21 protein-coding genes, 1 tRNA gene, 2 pseudogenes and 1 riboswitch are annotated in these 20,294 nt (G+C 46.0%); of the genes and pseudogenes, 17 read left to right on the forward strand and 7 right to left on the reverse strand.

Going from position 1 to position 20,294, the window contains the following annotated elements; translation table 11 throughout:
- A pseudogene (locus tag NSQ39_RS23150) lies at positions 1–96 on the reverse strand (YolD-like family protein); the annotation flags it as partial.
- An 88-nt stretch (positions 97–184) separates the two neighbouring features.
- Positions 185–997 carry a hypothetical protein gene (locus NSQ39_RS20745; protein WP_017474571.1) on the reverse strand — a complete coding sequence of 271 codons (813 nt, stop codon included), beginning with the start codon at positions 995–997 and terminating at the stop codon, positions 185–187.
- Between the two features lie 829 nt (positions 998–1,826).
- Between NSQ39_RS20745 and NSQ39_RS20750 the strand changes: the two are divergent.
- Together NSQ39_RS20750 and NSQ39_RS20755 are read left to right on the forward strand one after the other, a co-directional pair.
- A pseudogene (locus tag NSQ39_RS20750) lies at positions 1,827–3,151 on the forward strand (TGS domain-containing protein).
- 301 nt (positions 3,152–3,452) lie between these two features.
- Entirely contained in the window at positions 3,453–3,692 is a 240-nt protein-coding gene (locus tag NSQ39_RS20755) for a hypothetical protein (RefSeq protein ID WP_046132958.1), read from the forward strand.
- A gap of 146 nt (positions 3,693–3,838) precedes the next feature.
- On the opposite strand, the gene NSQ39_RS20760 is transcribed toward NSQ39_RS20755, so the two are convergent.
- Complete coding sequence (locus NSQ39_RS20760) at positions 3,839–4,354, reverse strand: HXXEE domain-containing protein (protein WP_216899516.1); 516 nt, start codon at positions 4,352–4,354, stop codon at positions 3,839–3,841.
- A gap of 109 nt (positions 4,355–4,463) precedes the next feature.
- Between NSQ39_RS20760 and NSQ39_RS20765 the strand changes: the two genes are divergently transcribed.
- Both NSQ39_RS20765 and aroD read left to right on the forward strand, forming a co-directional pair.
- A complete protein-coding gene (locus NSQ39_RS20765) occupies positions 4,464–5,033 on the forward strand; it encodes a TetR/AcrR family transcriptional regulator (protein WP_175076728.1) in 570 nt (189 codons plus the stop codon).
- Between the two features lie 110 nt (positions 5,034–5,143).
- Positions 5,144–5,905: a type I 3-dehydroquinate dehydratase gene (gene aroD, locus NSQ39_RS20770; protein ID WP_046132994.1), complete on the forward strand. Its 762-nt coding sequence runs from the start codon at positions 5,144–5,146 to the stop codon at positions 5,903–5,905.
- Positions 5,906–5,939: 34 nt separating this feature from the next.
- On the opposite strand, the gene NSQ39_RS20775 is transcribed toward aroD, so the two are convergent.
- Positions 5,940–6,716, reverse strand: coding sequence for a sporulation protein (locus NSQ39_RS20775; protein WP_046132961.1), 777 nt, complete (start codon positions 6,714–6,716; stop codon positions 5,940–5,942).
- A 129-nt stretch (positions 6,717–6,845) separates the two neighbouring features.
- Positions 6,846–6,957, forward strand: a riboswitch (TPP riboswitch).
- 143 nt (positions 6,958–7,100) lie between these two features.
- On the opposite strand from NSQ39_RS20775, the gene thiC reads away from it, so the two are divergent.
- The 5 genes from thiC to ssuD all read left to right on the forward strand — a co-directional run bounded on the left by thiC (position 7,101) and on the right by ssuD (position 12,832).
- Positions 7,101–8,876: a phosphomethylpyrimidine synthase ThiC gene (gene thiC, locus NSQ39_RS20780; RefSeq protein ID WP_175076727.1), complete on the forward strand. Its 1,776-nt coding sequence runs from the start codon at positions 7,101–7,103 to the stop codon at positions 8,874–8,876.
- A 203-nt stretch (positions 8,877–9,079) separates the two neighbouring features.
- A complete protein-coding gene (locus tag NSQ39_RS20785; protein ID WP_046132962.1) occupies positions 9,080–9,847 on the forward strand; it encodes an ABC transporter ATP-binding protein in 768 nt (255 codons plus the stop codon).
- 21 nt (positions 9,848–9,868) lie between these two features.
- A complete protein-coding gene (locus NSQ39_RS20790; RefSeq protein WP_175076726.1) occupies positions 9,869–10,855 on the forward strand; it encodes an aliphatic sulfonate ABC transporter substrate-binding protein in 987 nt (328 codons plus the stop codon).
- Positions 10,852–11,688, forward strand: a complete 837-nt coding sequence (locus tag NSQ39_RS20795; protein WP_046132964.1) for an ABC transporter permease — start codon at positions 10,852–10,854, stop codon at positions 11,686–11,688. The genes NSQ39_RS20790 and NSQ39_RS20795 overlap by 4 nt, the downstream gene beginning before the upstream one ends.
- A 13-nt stretch (positions 11,689–11,701) precedes the next feature.
- Complete coding sequence (gene ssuD, locus NSQ39_RS20800) at positions 11,702–12,832, forward strand: FMNH2-dependent alkanesulfonate monooxygenase (protein WP_046132965.1); 1,131 nt, start codon at positions 11,702–11,704, stop codon at positions 12,830–12,832.
- A 32-nt stretch (positions 12,833–12,864) separates the two neighbouring features.
- On the opposite strand, the gene NSQ39_RS20805 is transcribed toward ssuD, so the two are convergent.
- Both NSQ39_RS20805 and NSQ39_RS20810 read right to left on the reverse strand, forming a co-directional pair.
- Positions 12,865–13,323 carry a hypothetical protein gene (locus NSQ39_RS20805; protein WP_046132966.1) on the reverse strand — a complete coding sequence of 153 codons (459 nt, stop codon included), beginning with the start codon at positions 13,321–13,323 and terminating at the stop codon, positions 12,865–12,867.
- A complete protein-coding gene (locus NSQ39_RS20810) occupies positions 13,320–13,523 on the reverse strand; it encodes a helix-turn-helix transcriptional regulator (RefSeq protein ID WP_046132967.1) in 204 nt (67 codons plus the stop codon). Before NSQ39_RS20810 ends, NSQ39_RS20805 begins: the two co-directional genes overlap by 4 nt.
- Positions 13,524–14,062: 539 nt before the next feature.
- Between NSQ39_RS20810 and NSQ39_RS20815 the strand changes: the two genes are divergently transcribed.
- From NSQ39_RS20815 to NSQ39_RS20845, 7 genes are all read left to right on the forward strand, one after another.
- Entirely contained in the window at positions 14,063–14,275 is a 213-nt protein-coding gene (locus NSQ39_RS20815; RefSeq protein ID WP_046132968.1) for a hypothetical protein, read from the forward strand.
- A gap of 108 nt (positions 14,276–14,383) precedes the next feature.
- Positions 14,384–15,130, forward strand: a complete 747-nt coding sequence (locus NSQ39_RS20820) for an ABC transporter ATP-binding protein (RefSeq protein ID WP_046132969.1) — start codon at positions 14,384–14,386, stop codon at positions 15,128–15,130.
- On the forward strand, positions 15,096–16,565 hold the full coding sequence (locus NSQ39_RS20825) for a hypothetical protein (RefSeq protein ID WP_216899512.1): 1,470 nt from the start codon (positions 15,096–15,098) through the stop codon (positions 16,563–16,565). The genes NSQ39_RS20820 and NSQ39_RS20825 overlap by 35 nt, the downstream gene beginning before the upstream one ends.
- Positions 16,555–17,445: a PqqD family protein gene (locus NSQ39_RS20830; protein WP_065894211.1), complete on the forward strand. Its 891-nt coding sequence runs from the start codon at positions 16,555–16,557 to the stop codon at positions 17,443–17,445. The genes NSQ39_RS20825 and NSQ39_RS20830 overlap by 11 nt, the downstream gene beginning before the upstream one ends.
- Positions 17,442–17,720 (forward strand): hypothetical protein, encoded by a 279-nt coding sequence (locus NSQ39_RS20835; protein ID WP_341017277.1) that lies wholly within the window; start codon positions 17,442–17,444, stop codon positions 17,718–17,720. Before NSQ39_RS20830 ends, NSQ39_RS20835 begins: the two co-directional genes overlap by 4 nt.
- Before the next feature lie 106 nt (positions 17,721–17,826).
- Positions 17,827–18,096: a 30S ribosomal protein S14 gene (gene rpsN / locus NSQ39_RS20840; protein WP_046132971.1), complete on the forward strand. Its 270-nt coding sequence runs from the start codon at positions 17,827–17,829 to the stop codon at positions 18,094–18,096.
- A 137-nt stretch (positions 18,097–18,233) separates the two neighbouring features.
- A tRNA-Gly gene (locus tag NSQ39_RS20845) sits at positions 18,234–18,307 on the forward strand.
- A gap of 95 nt (positions 18,308–18,402) precedes the next feature.
- Here the strand turns inward: NSQ39_RS20845 and NSQ39_RS20850 are convergent.
- Positions 18,403–19,032 carry a B3/B4 domain-containing protein gene (locus NSQ39_RS20850; RefSeq protein ID WP_046132972.1) on the reverse strand — a complete coding sequence of 210 codons (630 nt, stop codon included), beginning with the start codon at positions 19,030–19,032 and terminating at the stop codon, positions 18,403–18,405.
- Positions 19,033–19,116: 84 nt separating this feature from the next.
- Between NSQ39_RS20850 and queG the strand changes: the two genes are divergently transcribed.
- Entirely contained in the window at positions 19,117–20,265 is a 1,149-nt protein-coding gene (gene queG / locus NSQ39_RS20855; RefSeq protein ID WP_046132973.1) for a tRNA epoxyqueuosine(34) reductase QueG, read from the forward strand.
- Positions 20,266–20,294 lie beyond the last annotated feature (29 nt).

Here is a 20,294-nt window from a genome sequence, read left to right on the forward strand (position 1 = left end):
GTGGTTGCTTTCTAACTCTCGAAGCAAACTGACATGCTCCGGCAGCATCATTGCTGTCCATTTAATCGTTCCTCGATCTCTCAAGTTGTCATTCATGGTGTCATCTCCTTGAGATGATTATATAGGAACATTTGTTCTGTTTTCAACAAGAAAAATAACCCATCCTTTCGAATGGGCTCATAATTTAATTTAAGAGTTGAGAAACATTTCTTGCACTGGTCACCATTTTTTCACCAGATCTTTTATAAGAGAATTTTGCTAAAGTTTCGTCTTCATCTATATAAGGTGCTTTCCAAAATACAGAAAGTTCGCTAACGCTTGTGTCTTCCTCAGCAAGACGAGCAGCCAAATCCTCACTATATAGTTCAATTATCTTTTTTGTTGTTGCTGGTGAATTTTTAAGATCAAATGATAAGTGAACTAGCGTAATGTATTGATCTTTTTTATCATGCCCCAAATTTTGATTGACTTCAATGTCTTCAATAGAAACGTTCTTTAAATGTTTATCGACCAAATCTTCAATTATATTTCTTGTATCGCTTGTCTCATTCTCAGTAGATGAATGATTTAATTCGGATTGATTATTTTTAGTAATTAACCCATATTCACTTTTGAAACTTAACTCACCAGCAACAAAATAAAGAGATACTTCTGCATCATTTTCTAAGCCGCCCTCTCCGTCGAAATCATAAAATTTTGATGAGGAATGACCAACTTTTTCTACAGATTTCGCTTTTCCACCAACAATTTTTTTGACTTCATCATAAGTCATTCCTTCTTTTATTTTTTTATACTCTTCTGGAGTAATGGTGGCAACCGGTTCATTTTTGTGCTTTAGAAAAAAATTATTAATTAGTGATATTGAAAGTAAAATAATAATACAAAAAAGAGCCAGCCGAAGTCCAGCTTTTCTTGTTTGAACTGGGATTAGCATTAATACACCTATAAGTGCTCCTATAAGCATAAAAGCAGCAAATATTGAAATAAATAAAGCCATAATAAACCCCCTCTTGTTTTAAAACGAACATTTACATTTTAAAACAAAAGAGGGGGATTTTCTATATGGACTACAGCTTACCTAACCGGCAGCGCGGCAAGCTATCCCTTTCCGATAGTTCCGTTTTTTACTACGTTGACATCCACAAAAATCTTTGCCGCCTTGTATAAAGCTGATCTGATTGGATACTCATTTTCCTTCGTCCCTTTTGTGTTGGTGATTTTATTATAACAAAATTAGATATACGTCTGTCCGTAATACAGGAAAACCCTCCGAAAATTTTTTTGCACAAATTTTGCACAAAGGTAAACAAAAACCTTGATAAATCAATGGTTTGAGGGGTGTGTTCGACCCCGACCACCGGTATCACTAAACATCGTATTGCCAAGCGATGAAAGAGCGTTCCTTATTAAAGGAACGCTCTTTTTATTTATTCCTTATTAAAGCGGCGAACCGTCAAGGGTGTATTGTAGTCTTCATTAATTGCACCATGAATGGTTCATAACGTTTAAGCAGTTCAGCTCTTGTTTGACGATCTCCTCATTGAAATCCCTCCAATCAAATGATCACTTTTAACAAGGACCAGGCACCTGTCACTGACAAGGTGCTTTTATTTGTTTTAAGAATTGAAGCTCGGCACAAATTTTGGATACCTAATGTATATGTTCTTATCCTCTGACAGTTATGACCTTTTTACGTTTTGTTTACAAGTTGATCAAACTTTAGCGACATCTGCCCGCTATCTTGGAATACAGCAAGATCTCATCTAAATATAGGAAAAGGAACAATGGATCAGGTAAAGCATTAATCTTTTGAGGAGGAATAGAAGTTGTCAATCAGCATTAAACTGGCTGACGGATCTGTCAGAGAATTTGAAGAGGAAGCAAGCATCGAGGATGTCGCGGCTTCTATTAGCGGAGGACTGGAAAATGCGGTTGCAGGCAAATTAAACGGAAAGCTGGTCGATTTATCAACTCCGCTTCAGGACGGTGCGCACGTTGAAATCGTCACCCGGGACTCAGCTGAAGGGCAGAAGACCGTACTGGGAAATTCGCGGGGGGCAAGGCGTCTTGTGGCGCTTGATGCAGCGCGGGGATTGGCGGTCATAGGAATGTATTTACAGCACTTCGCCCTGAACGAAACGAACGCTTCAATCGTTTCCGGGAATACGACGCTGTTATTTGTGCTTTGCGGCGGCATCTCTTACTCGATCATGGCCGGGCGCATAATGGATCGGGGAGCGGAGCCGACTGCATTCCGGACGCGGATGCTTGCCCGCGCGGTATTTATCGATATTATAGGATATCTACTCATCATGCTGAATACTCCGTTCGGGGTGATTTTGCCGCTTATGCTGCACTGTTCGTGCTGGCGTTGGTGCTGGTTCGCCGTTCGACGCGTGTGCTCGTTGCGAAAGCAGCAGCTTTGATTATAGTGAGCCCACCTCTGATGATTCTCGGAGGAAGCGTCCTGTCTGGAGCTTTCTTACTTCGTGATATTGCAGGCGGCCCGATGTCCGCGCTCGCACTTGCACCCGCTTTCGTCGCCGGTATGGCGATCGGGCGCTTTGATCTTACCAAGATGCGTACCGCACTCTGGCTCGCGGGCAGCGGCGCAATCATGCTCACAGTCTCTAAGCTCCTGGGCGCTTTCGTTCTTCCAGGGCTGAGCCGTTCCTTTGAAGAGTGGCTCGTAAGTGTTCAAGGCACCGCCGTCGCCGAGCCGGATCAGTATGCTATCTGGCCGCACAACGTGACACCGCCACTGTGGCACAATCTTCTTTCGATAGCTCCGCACAGTGCGTCAACTTTCCTGACGATGCTGGGGCTAGGGGCCGCATTTCTGGTGCTTGGATTGGTATGTCTCGTGCAGCAGAAGACCACTGCCGTGTTAAAGGCGTTCGCTGGAGTCGGACGTGTAGCGTTGACGATGTATGCAGCTCAGTTTGTTGTCATATGGGCTCTTGAAATCTCGGGGGCCCAGTATGATATCGGGGCACTTCCATTCGGTGATCTGCTCGTCGCAGCCGTGACGACGGTGACAGGGTGGCTGATTGCACGGCTCCCTGCCGGTCCGCTCGAGACAGCGATGCGACGCTTTGACCGGATATTCAGCGCCTTGGGGCCTGTCACTGGACCGACGACACCGAGGTAGGCGGTCGTCTTTAACATGTCGAAGTATTGCCTGAAGGAAACGTCTGAGCTGACAGCTCCTTCAGGTTAAGTCTTATAAGCGGAAACTGCAGGATGTATCGGAGTACGCGGCGGATGAGTTCATGTACAAAGTAAAAGGAAGTTGTAAGCCTGCTGAAATACAGAACCCAAGGTTCTCTCAGGTTTATGTTATTCATAAACGTAATGAAGAAGCATAGACCTGCTAGAACCGCTCACCCTTGGATTTGCTTTTTACAACTTGAAATGATCATGCACTAAAAGAAATGGGGATGGCATTTTCTATGTTAAAAAAATCGTTCACAAAGTATTGTCTAATGTTGGTTTTATCACTTGCGATGCTGCTGGGAGCGATAACCCCAGGCGTTGCTGTGGCGCAGGCATCCAAGGGGGTGGCGTCCGGTCAGCAGACAAAAGTAAAGGCGCCAAATCTAAAGAAATCTCAAAAGATGAAGCTGGACAAACATGTGGCTTCAATGACAGAGAAACGAACGCTTCATGCTACATTCAAGCTTCCGCAATAGGAGGCATCCTCCGGTAACTTGCACGCGAAGGAATGAAACGCAGAAAAGTGGAAAGAACAGAATTAAAATTGACCCTTTAAGAGACTGTGAGACAAACACACTTCTTATCTTTACACAGCGGGGACGTCCGTTTGTTTTATTGACTTTCATATTCGGGCATATGTTTCAAGCTTTTTTTGAATAAGTCCCATCTTTTTATGCAGAAACATAAGGTTTAAAAAGGTGATAAGCATTCCGGCTATGCCCGATAAGACCATTGAAGAGAAACTGAATGTCTCTATTTCCGCTGCAACAATCAGCAGATAGCAACAAAACGGCAGCATAAGGATTGCAGTCAGTATACCTGGTACATAATGTTTAAATGTCAACCATAGGACGATGTGAACAAGAAAATGAACAGTAAAGGCAAAAAAGAAGCCAAACCAGACAATGTATTGATTAAAATAAATGCTGGCGATCGTTACAACAACAGCTAATATAAATTCTTCAAGTACGGCGCAAACAAAAGAAGCAGTCGTGGAATGACCGAATGGCGCTCTTTTCAATTGGTTCAGTTTGCTCTGATACCTTTTGCCCCATGCCTCAACCATCACCATCTCTTCAAAATCATGCAGTATAAATAATGTCGGCAGCAGCCAGGCAATCAATTGCATCTTATCCATTTACATTCCCCCTTTTATGTGCCACAATTGTGACATTTCATCATAAATAAAGTCAATAAGACAACGAAAAGTGCTACATCGCAATAAAAAGTGAGACAGGAGCGAGAACATGAATCAAATGCTCTCAAAAACAGCACAGCAATCTAAAAGCTGGCTGACGCATTCACTGCTGGAGCTAATGAAGGAAAAAAGCTTTTCTGACATTACCATTACGGAGATAGCGGAAAAAGCACAGCTTGACAGAAGAACGTTTTATCGGCATTTCCAATCAAAAAAAGATATATTAGACCGCTATTTTGAGCAGCTTTGCAGTGAATATTCCAATTACATTGTTCAGGAAAAACATATCGACTTATCTAGTCTTGGGCATGCATACTTCAACTTTTGGAGCAGACATGCCGATTTTTTACAAGCCCTTCATCAGAATCATTTGTTTTATTTGGTCGTTGAGAAATATAATGAATTATTACCGGCTCTTCATGAAAAGTTTAAAGAAGACACCTTTCATTTTAAAAATCAAATCAGTTTGGAGTATGGGCTTGCATTTAGTTCCGGGGGTTTTTGGAATATCCTTTCAAAATGGTTTGAGAGAGGCAGGAAAGAATCGCCTGAAGAAATGAGTGATATTCTGCAAGGGATCGTAGATTCATTTTTAAATAAACAAGCTATCGAAAGGTGATCTCGTGTTGGTATACGAGTGGTTTAATTTCTGCTTGCGCTTATGACCAATCTCCGGTACCGTTAATGCAAAGAACATTGTGATATATAGAACAGGAGTTGAGGCCGTTGATGAATACGGTGAAGATCAGAGGGGTGACAATCGGAGAGGGAGCTCCGAAAATTTGCGTGCCGCTTGTTGGAGAAACGCTGGAACAATTGAAAGAAGAAGCTGCTTTTCTGCAGTCTGTCGATCCGGATCTTGTCGAGTGGCGGGCGGATTTTTTTGAGAATGTGGAAGACGTTGAAAAAGTGATAGAAGCGCTGGCTGAAATCCGTGCCATATTGCAAGACATTCCGCTGATCTTTACGTTCCGCAGCATAGAGGAAGGCGGCGAAAAAGAAGTCAGCAAGGAATTTTATTTTTCTTTAAATCATGCCGTTGCCAAAACAGGGCTGGCAGATGTGATTGATGTTGAGCTGTTCAATGAAGAGCAGGATGTAAAAAAACTGGTTGAAGCGGCTCATATGCATCATGTTTTCGTCATTATATCCAACCACGATTTCGAAAAAACGCCAAGAGCGGAAGAGATCGTGTCCCGGCTGCGCAGAGCGCAGGAGCTGGGAGCCGATTTGCCCAAGATTGCGGTGATGCCTGAAACGGCGGCAGATGTGCTGACATTGCTTGAGGCGACTCATACGATGTATGAGCGGTACGCGGAGGGCCCGATCATTACGATGTCGATGGCCGGAAAAGGCGTGATCAGCCGGCTGGCCGGAGAGTTATTTGGATCAGCGATGACTTTCGGAGCGGCCAGAAAGGCATCCGCACCTGGCCAAATTGCGGCCGGGGATCTGAAACAGATCCTTGACGTGCTGCATCGAAATATATGAATAAAGGAAGGAGCCGGAGCGGCTCCTTCTCCTTTTATCCGGCGTACTGCTCAATGATCGCCTGAAGCGATGTTTTCAGCTCTTCTCTATTTTTAAGTTGTGATTCGTCAAAACGGACGCGGACGAGCTTTTCGCCTTCGTTATACATTTCCTCCAGCCAGCCCCGCAATCCTCTGGCGCGGCGGTCGACTTCGATGATGACGTCCAACCCGTTATCTTCAAGAAGAAATACGAGCTCTAATTCGTCAAACAGTCGGCGGTAATTTTGCGAGACCGGTACAAATTCGAATTCCTGAACGAAAGGCATCCGCCTGTTAAAGTATGGCGCATGTTCACAATCAGCCTCTTGAAGCCTGAATCCGAGGTCTCCCATAGCTTCCAGCACAGATTTGATCCACGGGTGCGGTTTGACGGCAATCGGGTCTTCGTCCGATTTATCGATGCCGCCTTGAATGTCCAGGTCTGTCAATAAGAAAACGCGCGTCCCTTTCATCGTCATCGGCGCATCAAGCGGCATGATGAATGAAAAAGGAAAGCGCCTTTCTTTCCCCGGGCTGATGGTGAATGATTCCGTTACCCTGCGGGATTCCATGGTGACGGTTTTCCATTCTTTTTTATCATCCTTTACGATGGCGTATTCGGTCTCCAGCAATAATTCAATGTACCTGATGTGCTGTTCGGTGTTGCCGCCTTTTACAAGAACGCTTCCGTTCACTTTCTCACCCGGCAGATATTCATTTTTCTCCAAAATCGTATTGACCTTTGCCGCTCCGATGCCTGCGCTTGCCGCAAGCTTTTTAAACAGTGACATGTTTCGATCTTCTCCTTTTATCCTGAAATAAAAGCAATTTTTATACGCTGTTTATAGTCAAAAGGATTCATTTATTTCTGAATGATTTTCACTGTCAAATCGATGTGTTACTATTAGAAACGAATATAATAGCTTTACTAGGGGTGCCCTGTTGAGGGCTGAGAGAGAAACAACTTGCGTTTCTTAACCCTTTGGACCTGATCTGGTTCGTACCAGCGTGGGGAAGTAAAAAGATGAAGGATAGGGATGTCCGGCTGCGATGCGGTCATCTGCCGATTTTACTGACTTTAAACCAGGTTCATGAACAATGTGCCTGGTTTTTTTGTGCTGGTGCTGTTCTGGAGTTTCGTCCTGATCATTTTTAAAGAGGGGAAGGATTTTCACATGAAACATGAGTCAGTACAGCAAAAAAACATCGCGATGATGTCAAGTTTTTCAGGAAGCCGAAAAGTGTATGTCGAAGGATCGCGTCCTGACATTCAAGTGCCGATGAGAGAAATTTCTTTAAGTCCTACAACAGGATCATTTGGAGAAGAAGAAAATCGGCCTGTCCGCGTATACGATACGAGCGGTCCTTATACAGACGCCAATGCGAAGGTTGATATTCAGAAGGGGCTGAAGCCTTTGCGGGCGTCCTGGATCAGAGAACGCGGCGATACCGAGACATATGAAGGCAGAGAAGTAAAGCCGGAGGATAACGGCTATAAAAGCAAAGAGAAAGCAAATCACAGCTATCCAGGCCTGAAACGAAAACCGCTGCGTGCGAAAAAGGGGCAAAATGTCACCCAGCTGCATTACGCAAGAAAGGGGATCATTACGCCTGAAATGGAATTCATCGCGATCCGCGAGCATGTGTCTCCCGAATTCGTCCGGGAAGAAGTGGCCAGCGGCCGGGCGATCATTCCGTCAAATATTAACCACCCGGAAAGCGAACCGATGATTATCGGACGGAACTTCCACGTAAAAATAAACGCAAACATCGGCAATTCAGCCGTCACCTCCTCAATTGAAGAAGAAGTGGAGAAAATGACATGGGCGATCCGCTGGGGAGCAGACACGATGATGGACTTATCCACAGGAAAGGATATCCATACGACAAGGGAATGGATCATCCGCAACTGTCCCGTCCCCGTCGGCACTGTGCCGATTTACCAGGCGCTCGAAAAGGTCAACGGAGTGGCCGAAGATTTGACATGGGAGATTTACCGCGACACATTGATCGAACAGGCTGAACAAGGTGTCGATTATTTTACGATTCATGCCGGCGTCCTTCTCAGGTATGTGCCGTTAACGGCGAAGCGCGTCACCGGAATCGTATCCCGAGGCGGGGCAATCATGGCGCAGTGGTGTCTGGCGCACCATGAAGAAAGCTTTTTGTACACGCATTTTGAGGAGATTTGCGAGATTATGAAAACGTATGATATCGCATTTTCGCTGGGAGACGGCCTTCGTCCGGGCTCGATTGCGGATTCGAATGATGAAGCGCAATTTGCCGAATTGGAAACGCTTGGCGAGCTGACGGAGATCGCTTGGAAGCACGATGTTCAGGTGATGATCGAAGGGCCGGGGCATGTGCCGATGAATAAAATCAAAGAAAACGTCGACAGGCAAATGGAGATTTGCAAGGAAGCGCCGTTTTATACGCTGGGGCCGCTGACAACCGATATCGCGCCGGGCTATGACCATATTACGTCTGCGATCGGAGCGGCGATGATCGGCTGGTACGGCACGGCCATGCTTTGCTATGTGACGCCGAAAGAACATTTGGGACTGCCGAATAAAGACGATGTCCGCGAAGGCGTCATCACATACAAAATCGCGGCTCATGCGGCTGATCTCGCTAAAGGCCATCCCGGTGCGCAACTCCGCGATGATGCGCTGTCAAAGGCGCGCTTTGAATTCCGCTGGAGAGATCAGTTCAACCTGTCGCTTGATCCGGAAAGAGCGCTTGAATTCCATGATGAAACCTTGCCGGCTGAAGGCGCAAAAACGGCGCATTTTTGTTCGATGTGCGGGCCGAAGTTTTGCAGCATGAGAATTTCCCAGGATATTCGCGACTATGCCAAGGAAAACAACCTTGCTGAAGAAAAGGCTATTCAAAAAGGACTGAAAGAGAAGGCGAAGGAATTTAAAAAAGCAGGCGGTAACATTTACAATTAAAGACGGGCAATACAGATAGATGAAAGGGGAACCTTTCATCTGTTTTTTTATAATATAGGGTTGACAGGTCGGAATAATATGAATTAGTATGTTATTTAATATTTCGGAACATTCCATCAGCGCTGATCGGTCAACCGAAGGCTCTTATCTCAATTTGGGATAAGAGCTTTTTATTTTCATAATGGCAAAGAAAGGGGAACAAGATGTCTTTATCAATCCGTGTTAACGAAAAAGCGTTTGTATACGGCGGCCGTAAAACGAGCGTGCTTCGAGACGTGAAGCTAGCGGTCGAAAACGGTGAATTCCTGACTGTCATCGGACCAAGCGGGTGCGGAAAAAGCACGCTCTTAAAAATCGTTGCAGGGCTTGACGGGGATTATGAAGGGCGAATCAGCATGAACGGCAGAGAGATCAAAGGTCCGGGGATTCAGCAAGGCTTTATATTTCAAGAGCATCGGCTTTTTCCGTGGATGACGGTTGAGCAAAATATCGCCGCAGATTTAAGCCTGAAAGAACCATCGGTACGCAAAAAAGTCGATGAATTGATTGAAACGGTACGGCTGAAAGGCGCGGAGAAACTGTATCCGCGCGAGCTGTCCGGGGGAATGTCGCAAAGGGTCGCGATAGCCAGGGCACTCTTGCGGGAACCCGAGATTTTATTGCTTGATGAACCTTTCGGCGCCTTGGACGCCTTTACGAGAAAGCATCTGCAGGATGTGCTGGCAGACATTTGGAGAGAGAAGAAAATGACGATGATCCTTGTCACCCATGATCTCGACGAATCCGTTTATTTAGCCAACCGGATCGCGGTCTTCACCGCAAAGCCGGGGAGAATTCATAAACTGCTTCCGGTTGATCTGCCATTTCCGCGCAGCAGAACATCTCCTGTTTTTCAGTCAATCAGGCAAAAAGTGCTGAAAGAATTTGAGAAAACGGAAGAATTCAGCTTTCAAGAAGGCTCGGGGATTTAAAGCAGAAAGGAGCGGAAACGGATGAAAAAATGGGCGTTGTATGTACTGGGCTGCCTGCTGCTTGCAGGCTGTTCAGCAGCAGGATCAAACGGAAGCGGCAAGGATTTGGAAGTGATTAACATCGGGGTGCAGCAAAGCTTGAGCCCGCTGCTGCTTGCGAAAGAAAAAGGCTGGTTTGAAAAAGAGTTTGCCAGAGATGGAATCAAAGTGAAATGGACGGAGTTCCAAAGCGGTCCGCCGCAGTTTGAAGGAATCGCCGCGGACAAACTCGATTTTTCCCAGGTCGGCAATTCGCCGGTGATCGCAGGACAGGCGGCAGGCATCGATTTTAAGGAAATCGGCCTCTCACAAGACGGCTTAAAAGCGAACGGCATCCTTGTCAAAAAAGGGAGCGGCATCACTGACATCAAGGATTTGAAAGGAAAGAAGGTGGCTGTCGCAAAAGGAAGCAGCGGATTCGATTTTCTTTATAAAGTGATCGATAAGGCCGGTTTGAAGCCTTCCGACGTGAACATCATCCAGCTTCAGCCTGACGAGGCTATGCCTGCATTTGACAGCGGGGCGATTGACGCGTGGTCGATTTGGGAGCCGTTTTTGTCCCTTAAAACAATCAAAAGCGATGCTGAGATATTGGTAGACGGTGAACAAATTGACCGGTATTCCCCGGGTTTTACGCTTGTTCGGAGCGAATTTGCCGAACAGCATCCAGAAGAGGTCGTCCGTTTTCTGAAGGTGTACGACAAAGCCGTGAAGTGGCAGAAAGCCCATAAAAAAGAAGCGGTTGAAACCTATTCGAAAATCAAAGGCATCGACAAAGAGGTCGTAGAAAACGTGCTGAATAACACGGAACCGTTAAACGAACCGATCACAGACCGCATCATTCAAACGCAGCAGGAAACTGCCGATTTTCAATACGAGTTAAAAGCGATCAACAAACAGATTGATGTAAAAGAAGTGGTTGACAACTCGTTTATGAAAAAAGTGCTCAAAGGAGGAGACGACGAATGAGGGCAGTTTCACCAAACACCGCCGCAGTCGGGCCGAAAACAGGCGCCAAACATAAGCCTGCCGCTTTTCGGCTTGCCTGGGGAAAAGGATTGGTATTGCCAGTCATCATCATTTTATTATGGCAGCTTGTCGGAGCATTGGAGCTCATCTCAAAGACCGTGCTTCCGGCGCCTTTTGACATATTGCTGACCTTCCGGGACCTTATCGCATCGGGAGAATTTTTTGCTCACTTAGGCATCAGCATTCAGCGCGCCGCGCTCGGTTTTTTCCTGGGGGCAGGACTCGGGCTCCTGTTCGGGCTGGTCACCGGATTCTCCAAAATAGCCGAGGATTATCTCGATCCGTCTCTGCAAATGCTGAGGACCGTTCCGCATCTCGCCGTCACGCCGCTGTTTATCTTATGGTTCGGCTTTGACGAGCTGTCAAAGGTGCTGCTGATCGCTCTTGGCGCCTTCTTCCCGGTGTATATCAATACATTTTCGGGGATCAGGGGCGTCGATTCAAAGCTGTTCGATGTGGCAAGGGTATTGGAGTTTCATTGGCTGAAGCAGGTGACAAAGCTCATTCTCCCTGCATCGCTTCCGAACATCCTTTTAGGAATCCGCCTGTCGCTCGGCGTATCGTGGCTCGGACTAGTCGTTGCCGAGCTGATGGGATCAAGCGCGGGAATCGGATATATGATCATGGATGCCAGACAGTTTTCGCAAACCGATAAGGTGTTTGTCGGGATTTTGATTTTTGCAGCCGTCGGAAAGTTGACGGATTCATTCGTCAGAGTGTTGGAAAGGAAGTGCCTGGGCTGGAGAAACAGCTATCAAGGAAATCAAAAGTAAAGGGGAGATCGGTTTGGAAATTTTATGGTTTATTCCAACTCATGGTGATGGACGTTATCTCGGCACAAACACAGGAGGCAGAGCGGCCGACCATACGTATTTCAAGCAGGTGGCTCAGGCGGCTGACAGGCTGGGATATACGGGGGTTCTTTTGCCGACGGGAAAATCGTGCGAAGACCCGTGGATTACGGCTGCCGCTTTAGCGGCGGTCACGAGAGACCTGAAATTTCTGGTCGCTGTCAGACCGGGTTTGATGCAGCCGTCGGTTGCCGCGCGAATGTCATCCACATTCGACCGTCTTGCTGACGGCAGGCTCCTTATTAATGTGGTCGCCGGCGGGGACCCGTATGAACTGGCGGGAGACGGTCTGTTTATCGGCCATGATGAACGGTATGAAGCGACAAATGAATTTCTCGACATCTGGCGTTCGCTTTTAAAAGGCGGGACTGTCAGCTACAGGGGAAAGCACTTGAAGACCGAAAACGGCAGACTCCTCTTCCCGCCGGTTCAAGAGCCGCATCCGCCGATCTATTTTGGCGGATCTTCAAAAGCGGGCCAGGAGACGGCCGCCAGACACGCGGATGTCTATTTAACGTGGGGAGAGCCGCCCTTTCTCGTCAAAGAAAAGATTGAATCCGTCAAAAGGCTGGCTGAAAAAGAAGGAAGAACCGTCCGTTTCGGTATCAGGCTGCATGTCATCGTCCGGGAAACGGAAAAAGAGGCGTGGCAGGCAGCAAATAAACTGATCAGCCATCTTGATGACGACACGATCACGGCGGCCCAAAATGCGATGAAGCGGATGGATTCATCAGGGCAAAAGAGAATGGTTGAGCTTCATCAAGGGAAGAGAAGCAAGCTGGAAATCAGCCCGAATCTTTGGGCCGGCATCGGACTTGTCAGAGGCGGAGCCGGCACGGCGCTTGTAGGCGATCCGGAAACGGTCGCCCGCCGGATAAAAGAATATGCCGATCTCGGGATCGAGTCATTTATCTTCTCGGGCTACCCCCATCTTGAAGAAGCGTATCATTTTGCCGAAAAGGTCTTTCCGCTCCTTCCGTTTCGGACGAAACTTGAAAGAGAAGCGTCAGGCGAAGTCATCGGAAATGACCACTTTCCGTCAACGCATAAGGAAAAAACGCTGTAAACGAAAAAAACTCCAGGCGTTCTGGAGTTTTTTTATTTGTGCTTATGAAAGGAAAGCATGTATGACAGATGCTGAATCGTAATTAATACAAAGATGACGATGATCGGGAAGTACGGCATTTTCGCCTGGAAAAACGGATAAAAGATCAATAAAAGCGCCGCGGCGGGCATCGCCACATACAGGACGATATAAGAGGTTCTGCAAGCTTTGGCGGTGATCATTTGTTCCCTTTCATCCTGCTCTTTAAATTCATCCGGTATGAGAAGAAGGCTATGCCTGCGGGAGTTCCCCCTTTTTTCCAAGTATGAATAAATCGCCAGTACGAAAACAAACAGCAGAATCGGAATAAGATTCAGCACAACATGCAAGTCTGCCCCGCCCGTTTTCAGAATGCCGGCAATCTGCTCCGCAGCATGAAAAAACGAAATAAACGTCCAGCAGGCAAGTCCGAACAGAAGGATGTGAAAAAAAGTTCTCGTTTTCATACTCATCTTATATCCTCCTCCAACCAAAAAACGTCTTCCATTTTTAATTGAAATACTTCGCAAATCTTTAATCCTAACAGGAGAGACGGTATGTAATTGCCTTTTTCGATAGCCGCAACGGTCTGCCTCGTCACTCCAACCGCTTTTGCGAGAGCTTCCTGTGAATACCCGTACCTCGCTCTCAGTTCCCTGACCTTGTTATTCATGGTACCACCTGCAATTCTTTGTTTATATAGTATATTTGATATATTGTTAAATCAACTTAACATAATGTTAATTTCTTTTTACAAAGCAATCAAGATCTTTTGGGCTAGAAACGACGATTTGTCCTCTACAACATTTTAATTTATACATAAAATTGACAAAAATGGAACAATCAAATTGGACTATTCCGTACTTCTAAAAAAGGGGCTTTATGGTTGTTTTAAGCTTTGCATTTCGAGGATAGATAAATCTTTTATCTTGGTTCTTTTGTCATAAAGGGCAAGTTTAACACTGTCGTTCAAAAAAAGCCGGAGAAATGGAGGGAATGGGAAAAAGTGATCAATTTCAGGGAAGGAATGAATGAAGGCGGAAGAAAAAGCCGATTCCATGCGAAAATGAGTGGGAAAATAGATAGAAGGATCTGAAAAAAAATTAAATAAATAGTTGGAATGTAATATTTGAAGAATAGTAAAATTCATAGATTTCAGTATGATTTTGGATATGTTACTCTGTGGGTACTTGATAGAAAGGAGGGGGAAAAATGACATACGCAGCACCGCAGGTTGATTATTCCGTAAGTCCTGCGATCGAAGATCAAGCATGGTTTCTAGTGTTTATTGCAGTATTGCTGGCACTGGGCGCAACGATTGTTCTCGGCGCAGCGGTATGGTGCGTGGCCAACGGAAACGGCAGCTTCACGGGAGCCGTCAAATGGGTCAACGGACTTGAGGTTAAAATTGAGTGTAAGAAATAGCTATACTTAGGGTCATCTGTATACATCGAGACATATCATAACAAGGGCTTAACCGTCTGTGGGGGGCGGTTAAGTCCTTCTACCATCTATCATTACCCTGGAGGCATTATGTTTACAATCGATCACCTGTCTAAAACATATAAAAACAATGTGACTGCCGTAAGCGGGTTTCATATAAAGATTGATAGAAATCAAATTGTCGCGATAGCAGGTCCGAACGGTTCCGGGAAAACGACTATCATCAATTCAATTTTGGGCATCATAAAGCCCAGTGAAGGAACCATTATTTTGGACGGTCTGTCGAACGAGACGGCAGAATTTAAGCAAAAGCTCGCCTATGTTCCCGATGACCTGCTGCTGCCGGAAGCCCTTTCCGCTGCCGAATATATGGATTTTGTTTCCTCAATGTATCATTGTACATCAAAGAAAAGGAGGAAACAATTAATTGAACTCTATGACATGGAGGAGGCTCTGCACGAGCCGATTGAAACGTATTCCCACGGAATGAAAAAAAAGACGCAGCTGATTTCGGCTTTTATGCTGGACAGCGAGTTTGTCATCATGGATGAACCGTTTCGGGGGCTTGATATTGAAGCGGTCATCAATACGAAAAAACTGATGAAGCGCTATACCGCAACCCGGGGATCGATTCTGCTATCGACGCACGACATGCTTTCAGCTGAAGAGCTGTGTGATAAAATCGCCATCCTTTCAAAAGGAGTCAAAATGGATGAAGGAAAGGTAGGCGAATTAAAGCTTAAATATAACAGCGATTCGCTTGAAGAAGTATTTTTAAAAGCTTCTATGCTGAGTGATAGGGGTGCGCATTTTGATCAAATCATTCGAAATTTCTAAGATGATGCTGAAAATGTGGCAAAAGGAAATAAACAAGCTGTTAAACACCGGTACGAAAAAAATGCTGGCCTTATCTTTTCTGCTTATGGCAATCGGAGTAGGGGGCTTGGTCGGATATAGCTTCACCGGGATGTTTTTAAGCTCGTTTTTAAACGGCGACGAGGGCCCGCTCGGATTGTTCGTCATTTCAATGCTGATGAACGTCTCGATTTTTACGTTTGTCTTCTTTATTTTGTTCAAGGTACGGACGCCTGAGCAGAACAGTTTCTCGATGCAGCTGAGCTGGTTTCCGCTGACGCCCTTTCAGAGAAGTCTCGGTTACTTTATTCCATTTGCCGGAGCAGTTGCGTGCCTGGTCTTATTTATCATGTTTATTTTGCTCGTGCCAAATTTTATTGCCAGCGGTGCAGGAATTCGATTTACGGCTGCGTTTTTTGCGGCGCTGTTTTTGCAAATCATTTTTTTCTTCTCGATTTTGCATCTTGTATACAACCTTGCGAACATCGTCATTTTAGCATTCGGTTTTCCGCTGCAAAAATTTTTTTCGCTGTTTGCGCTCATCGCGCTGGCCGTGTATTACGGTCTGTCCAGCTTTGATGTGGAAAGGATTCAAAACGTCTATCTGTCCTTTGATTACAACTTGGCGTATTTTGCAGTACCGTTGTTTCAGCTTATGAACGGTCAGGAAGCGGGCTTTGGTGCTGCAGCGATTTTGACTGTAATGGCAGCCGCCGTATCAGCCTCTTTTTTGTCGCTGAATCTTGTGCCGATTCTCACCGAAAAAAGATCGTCTAAGCTGTTTTCGTTTTTGAAAATGCCGTCGGCAAAACCGTTGGCGCTGGCGGTGAAAGAAATCAAATCACAAGCCAGGAACGAGGAAAACGTGCTGAACTTCATTTTTCTGCTTTTGGCGTTCTGCTTTTTAAAATACAAATTCCAGGTCGGGTTTACCGGGGAGAGCTACATCGTTCTTGGCGGCGTGACCGGAATCGCGGCGTTCAATTCCTTTGGCAATGATAAGCGGATGATGACGGTGTACAAGGCGCTTCATCTGAAAATGACAACGGTTTTATGGTCGAAATATCTCGGATTGTGTGCGCTGGGGCTTGTGCAGCTATGCATGTTTTCCCTGTTGACCTGGACCTTTCCGGACAGCTTCGCGGTCTTTTGGAAGACGATGGCCGTCCTTCTCAATTCGATTGCGGTCTTTTATCTAGCAGGCATCATGTTTCCGCTTGACCGAAATAATCCGTATATGGGAATCTTCTCGTTCGGGATGCTCCTTCTCTTTTTGATTCCGCTGTTTTTTATAGGAAATTACGTAATAGAGAAGATATTGGGGCAGGGCTTGTTGTTTTTCGTCCCGTTTCTGGAAATGTTGTTAATCCTGCTCATGCACGGCGGGTTTAAATGGAGGTACCATTATGATCATTAATATGCTGAAAACATATTTTGCGGTAAAAAAAATTCCCTATTTTCCGGAGCATGTGACGCTTAATGAAAAATACATTTCAGATCATGACCTTGGCGCCGATTTTCCGATCAATCCGACAGCCTACCGCATGCTGAAAGAAATCGACGGAAAAAAGGATGAAGCGGAGATTGCAGCCGGCCTTGCGGGTGTTTTTCGCATCAGCGAATCGGTACTGCAAAAAGATTTGCACGAATTGTTGACAGGACTTAACCGCCGGTATCTGATCAATTGGAAATATGGCGGGTTTTTTCAACAGTTTTTGAGTCAGTACCGCCCCGGCTACAGGGAAAGGTTTTCAGGCCGTTCTGATTCATTTTTGTTTCTTTACATAACATGTCTTCATATTATTTCAAGGAAAATTATTTTATTCTGGTTTCTCTTTTTGGTACTGTCGATTGCAGCTTATATTGCGGTTCCCGATCAGTCGATTGTCAACATCGCCGTTTATTTTTCTATCATCTATGCCGGATTAATTTCGGGAACGGTATTGCATGAGACGGTGCATGGAACCGTGCACAGGAGGTTCGTCGGAAAACAGGGGCCGGGGGGATTTTTGGCGGCTGACATGATGTCCGTAAAATTTGTCAGGCCGGCGGTTTCTCCGTACAGGAAAAAAATGATTTGGATAACGGTGCTCGGTCCGCTCGTTCCGGGGATTTTGGGAGTGGCCGGCGTGCTGTTTACGATCCTTTGCCTGCGGGAAAACATGGTGTCAGCGGGCATACTCCTGTTCTTTGCGACCTATGCTCTGCATATGATCTATCTGCTTCCGTTTATGGGGGATGGCAAATCGATAATGAAACAGCTGATGATCAGGGGAATTGGAGGGAAATCATCATGAATGCAAATTCTTTAAAGCAGGGACTCATATTTGCCAGTTTCTCAAGCTTCCTGGCATTTCCGATGGTTGCTGCTGCTCTTTTGTTCTACCACTTTTTTTCTAGTCAAACGAATACCGGTATTTTGTTTAACAGTCTGTCTATTGTGATGGAGAGCGAGTCGGCTTTTTCGCTGAAGGTGAAGCCGAATTTTTTCTTCATTATGATCGGACTATTTATCGGCATCTTTATCATAACGGCTGTCATATCCTCTTTTTATGGAAAAAAAAAGAAATAATATCTCATCAGGCTTGCTTTATGCAGGCTTTTTTATTTGCGGGCATCAGGAAATGTATGATATATTCAAAACGTAATAATTACGATTTATGACTGGAGGGTAAAGAGTGGCGAAAAAATCGAAAATCGCCAAGGAAAAGAAACGGCAACAACTTGTAGAGCGATACTCGGCCATCAGAAAAGAACTGAAAGAAAAAGGGGACTACAGAGCGCTCAGCCGGCTTCCGCGCGATTCAGCGCCGTCAAGGCTGCATAACCGCTGCGGGCTGACCGGAAGGCCGAGAGGATATATGAGAACATTCAACATGTCGCGGATTGCGTTTCGGGAATTGGCTCACAAAGGACAAATTCCGGGAGTGAAAAAATCGAGCTGGTAAAAAGCCCGATACTAAAAAAAAGGCGCCGATTTTTTCGGCGCTTTTTTTCGACAAATTTTTAATATCCCCTTGACGAAAATTTAATAAACGTGTAACATTATAAAAGTCAAAACGATGAACGGTTTTGAATAGATTGCGCGGGTGTAGTTTAGTGGTAAAACCTCAGCCTTCCAAGCTGATGTCGTGGGTTCGATTCCCATCACCCGCTCCATACATACTGTTTATAACGCAGTGTTTCGTTTCTCAGATTAAACGAAGCATTGCGTTTTTTCATGTATGAAAAAACCTGCTTCCGGAAAGCAGGTGTTAAGGAATGACAGCGGATATATGTTCTCCGCCGTGAATCTGTTCAAACATTTTTGTCAAAGCTTCTAGCAGCCGGATGGCTTCGTCTTTTGAGGTGGAAGGCCTGAAAAAAACGAGCTGAAGGGCATCCTTCGTCCCCGGCTTGACGGGGCAGCGGTTGATCTGATCTGAAAGGGATCCGAACGTACCGGATTCGCCGGAGACAAGAAGGATATCTTCTTTTCCGCCGATCCCGATACGGATCGGACCTTTTAGCATCCGGGCGTCATAAATATGAACCGGAACAGAATATTTAAGCGAGAAAAAACGGCTTAAATCCGATGCCGAATCGGCGGAGGGTATGTATTGCTGGTGCTTGATGTCCGTCAGCAGCCGTTCAAGGCTTGTTTGCCGGCCGGTATAAGACGGGTCAATTAAGGCAACGGTCTCCTGCCATTCTTTGATTGCAGGCTCATCGGAGAGATCCCTGTCGGCATAATCAAAAAACAGCGATTCCTGAAACAGGCGCAGCCGGCCTTTTAGCATTTGCGGCGAGTCTGCGATTTCAATTCCTTTATATAAAACAGCGCCGACCTTAAAGGAGGGGACGCGCTCTAAAACAGCGGGGGCGATTTGCAGGTTGATTTCCATATCGGACTTTAACTCCCTTCGTCATGGTACACTTGTATTATACAGCTACTGAAAATCAAAACAAAGAAAGGAGGTTTATCCGTTATGAACGTGAAACAGCTTAAAGAAGATGTGATTGAATTCGCGCAGCAAATCGGAATCGATAAGATACGCTTTGCCAGCGCTGATACATTCGAAACGTTAAAAGAGCGTTTAATCGAAAACAGAAAGCTTGGATATGAGTCCGGATTTGAAGAGCCTGATCTTGAAAAGCGGACAAATCCGCAGCTCCTATTGCCGAAGGCGAAATCGATCATCGCAATTGCGCTCGCATACCCTTCAAAAATGAAAAATGCGCCAAGGAGCGTAAAAGGGGACCGGAGGGGCATTTTTTGCAGAGCTTCCTGGGGAAAAGACTACCACCACGTGCTGCGGGAAAAGCTTGATCAGCTCGAAGAATTTCTGCAGTCGCAGCATGAAGATGTCAGAACGAAATCGATGGTTGATACAGGTGAGCTTTCAGACCGGGCTGTCGCCGAACGGGCCGGCATCGGCTGGAGCGGAAAAAACTGCATGATCATCACCCCCGAGTTCGGCTCATACGTTTATTTGGCAGAGATGATCACCAATATACCGTTTGAACCTGATGAGAGAATAGAGGATCAATGCGGTTCATGCAACAAATGCATTGAAGCTTGCCCGACCGGTGCGCTTGTCAATCCCGGACAGCTCAACTCCCAGCGCTGCATCTCTTTCCAGACGCAGACGAAAGGTTTTCTGCCTGATGAGTTCCGCACGAAAATCGGCAACCGGATCTACGGGTGTGATACGTGCCAGATGGTTTGCCCGAAAAACAAAGGCGTGGACTTTCACCTTCACCCTGAAATGGAGCCCGATCCGGAGATTGCCAAGCCGCTTTTAAAGCCTCTGCTTACGATCTCGAACCGAGAGTTCAAAGAAAAATTCGGCCATATCGCAGGTTCCTGGAGGGGGAAAAAACCGATTCAGCGCAACGCGATCATCGCTCTTGCCCACTTTAAGGAAACGGGCGCACTTCCTGAGCTCGTTTCTCTTATGCATCAAGATCCGCGTCCCGTCATCAGGGGAACTGCGGCATGGGCAATCGGAAAGATCGGGGAAGCGGATATGCTTGAGGAGCTTGAAAAAGCGCTGTCCCGCGAAGAGGATGACGAAGCAAAAGCGGAAATCCAAAAAGGCATTCGGCTTTTAACAGAAACCGCCATGACTAAATGAGGGCTGTCCTGACATATGTTTTGTAGCAG

This window comes from Bacillus sp. FSL W8-0848 (assembly GCF_038007805.1).
Lineage (GTDB): Bacteria > Bacillota > Bacilli > Bacillales > Bacillaceae > Bacillus > Bacillus glycinifermentans.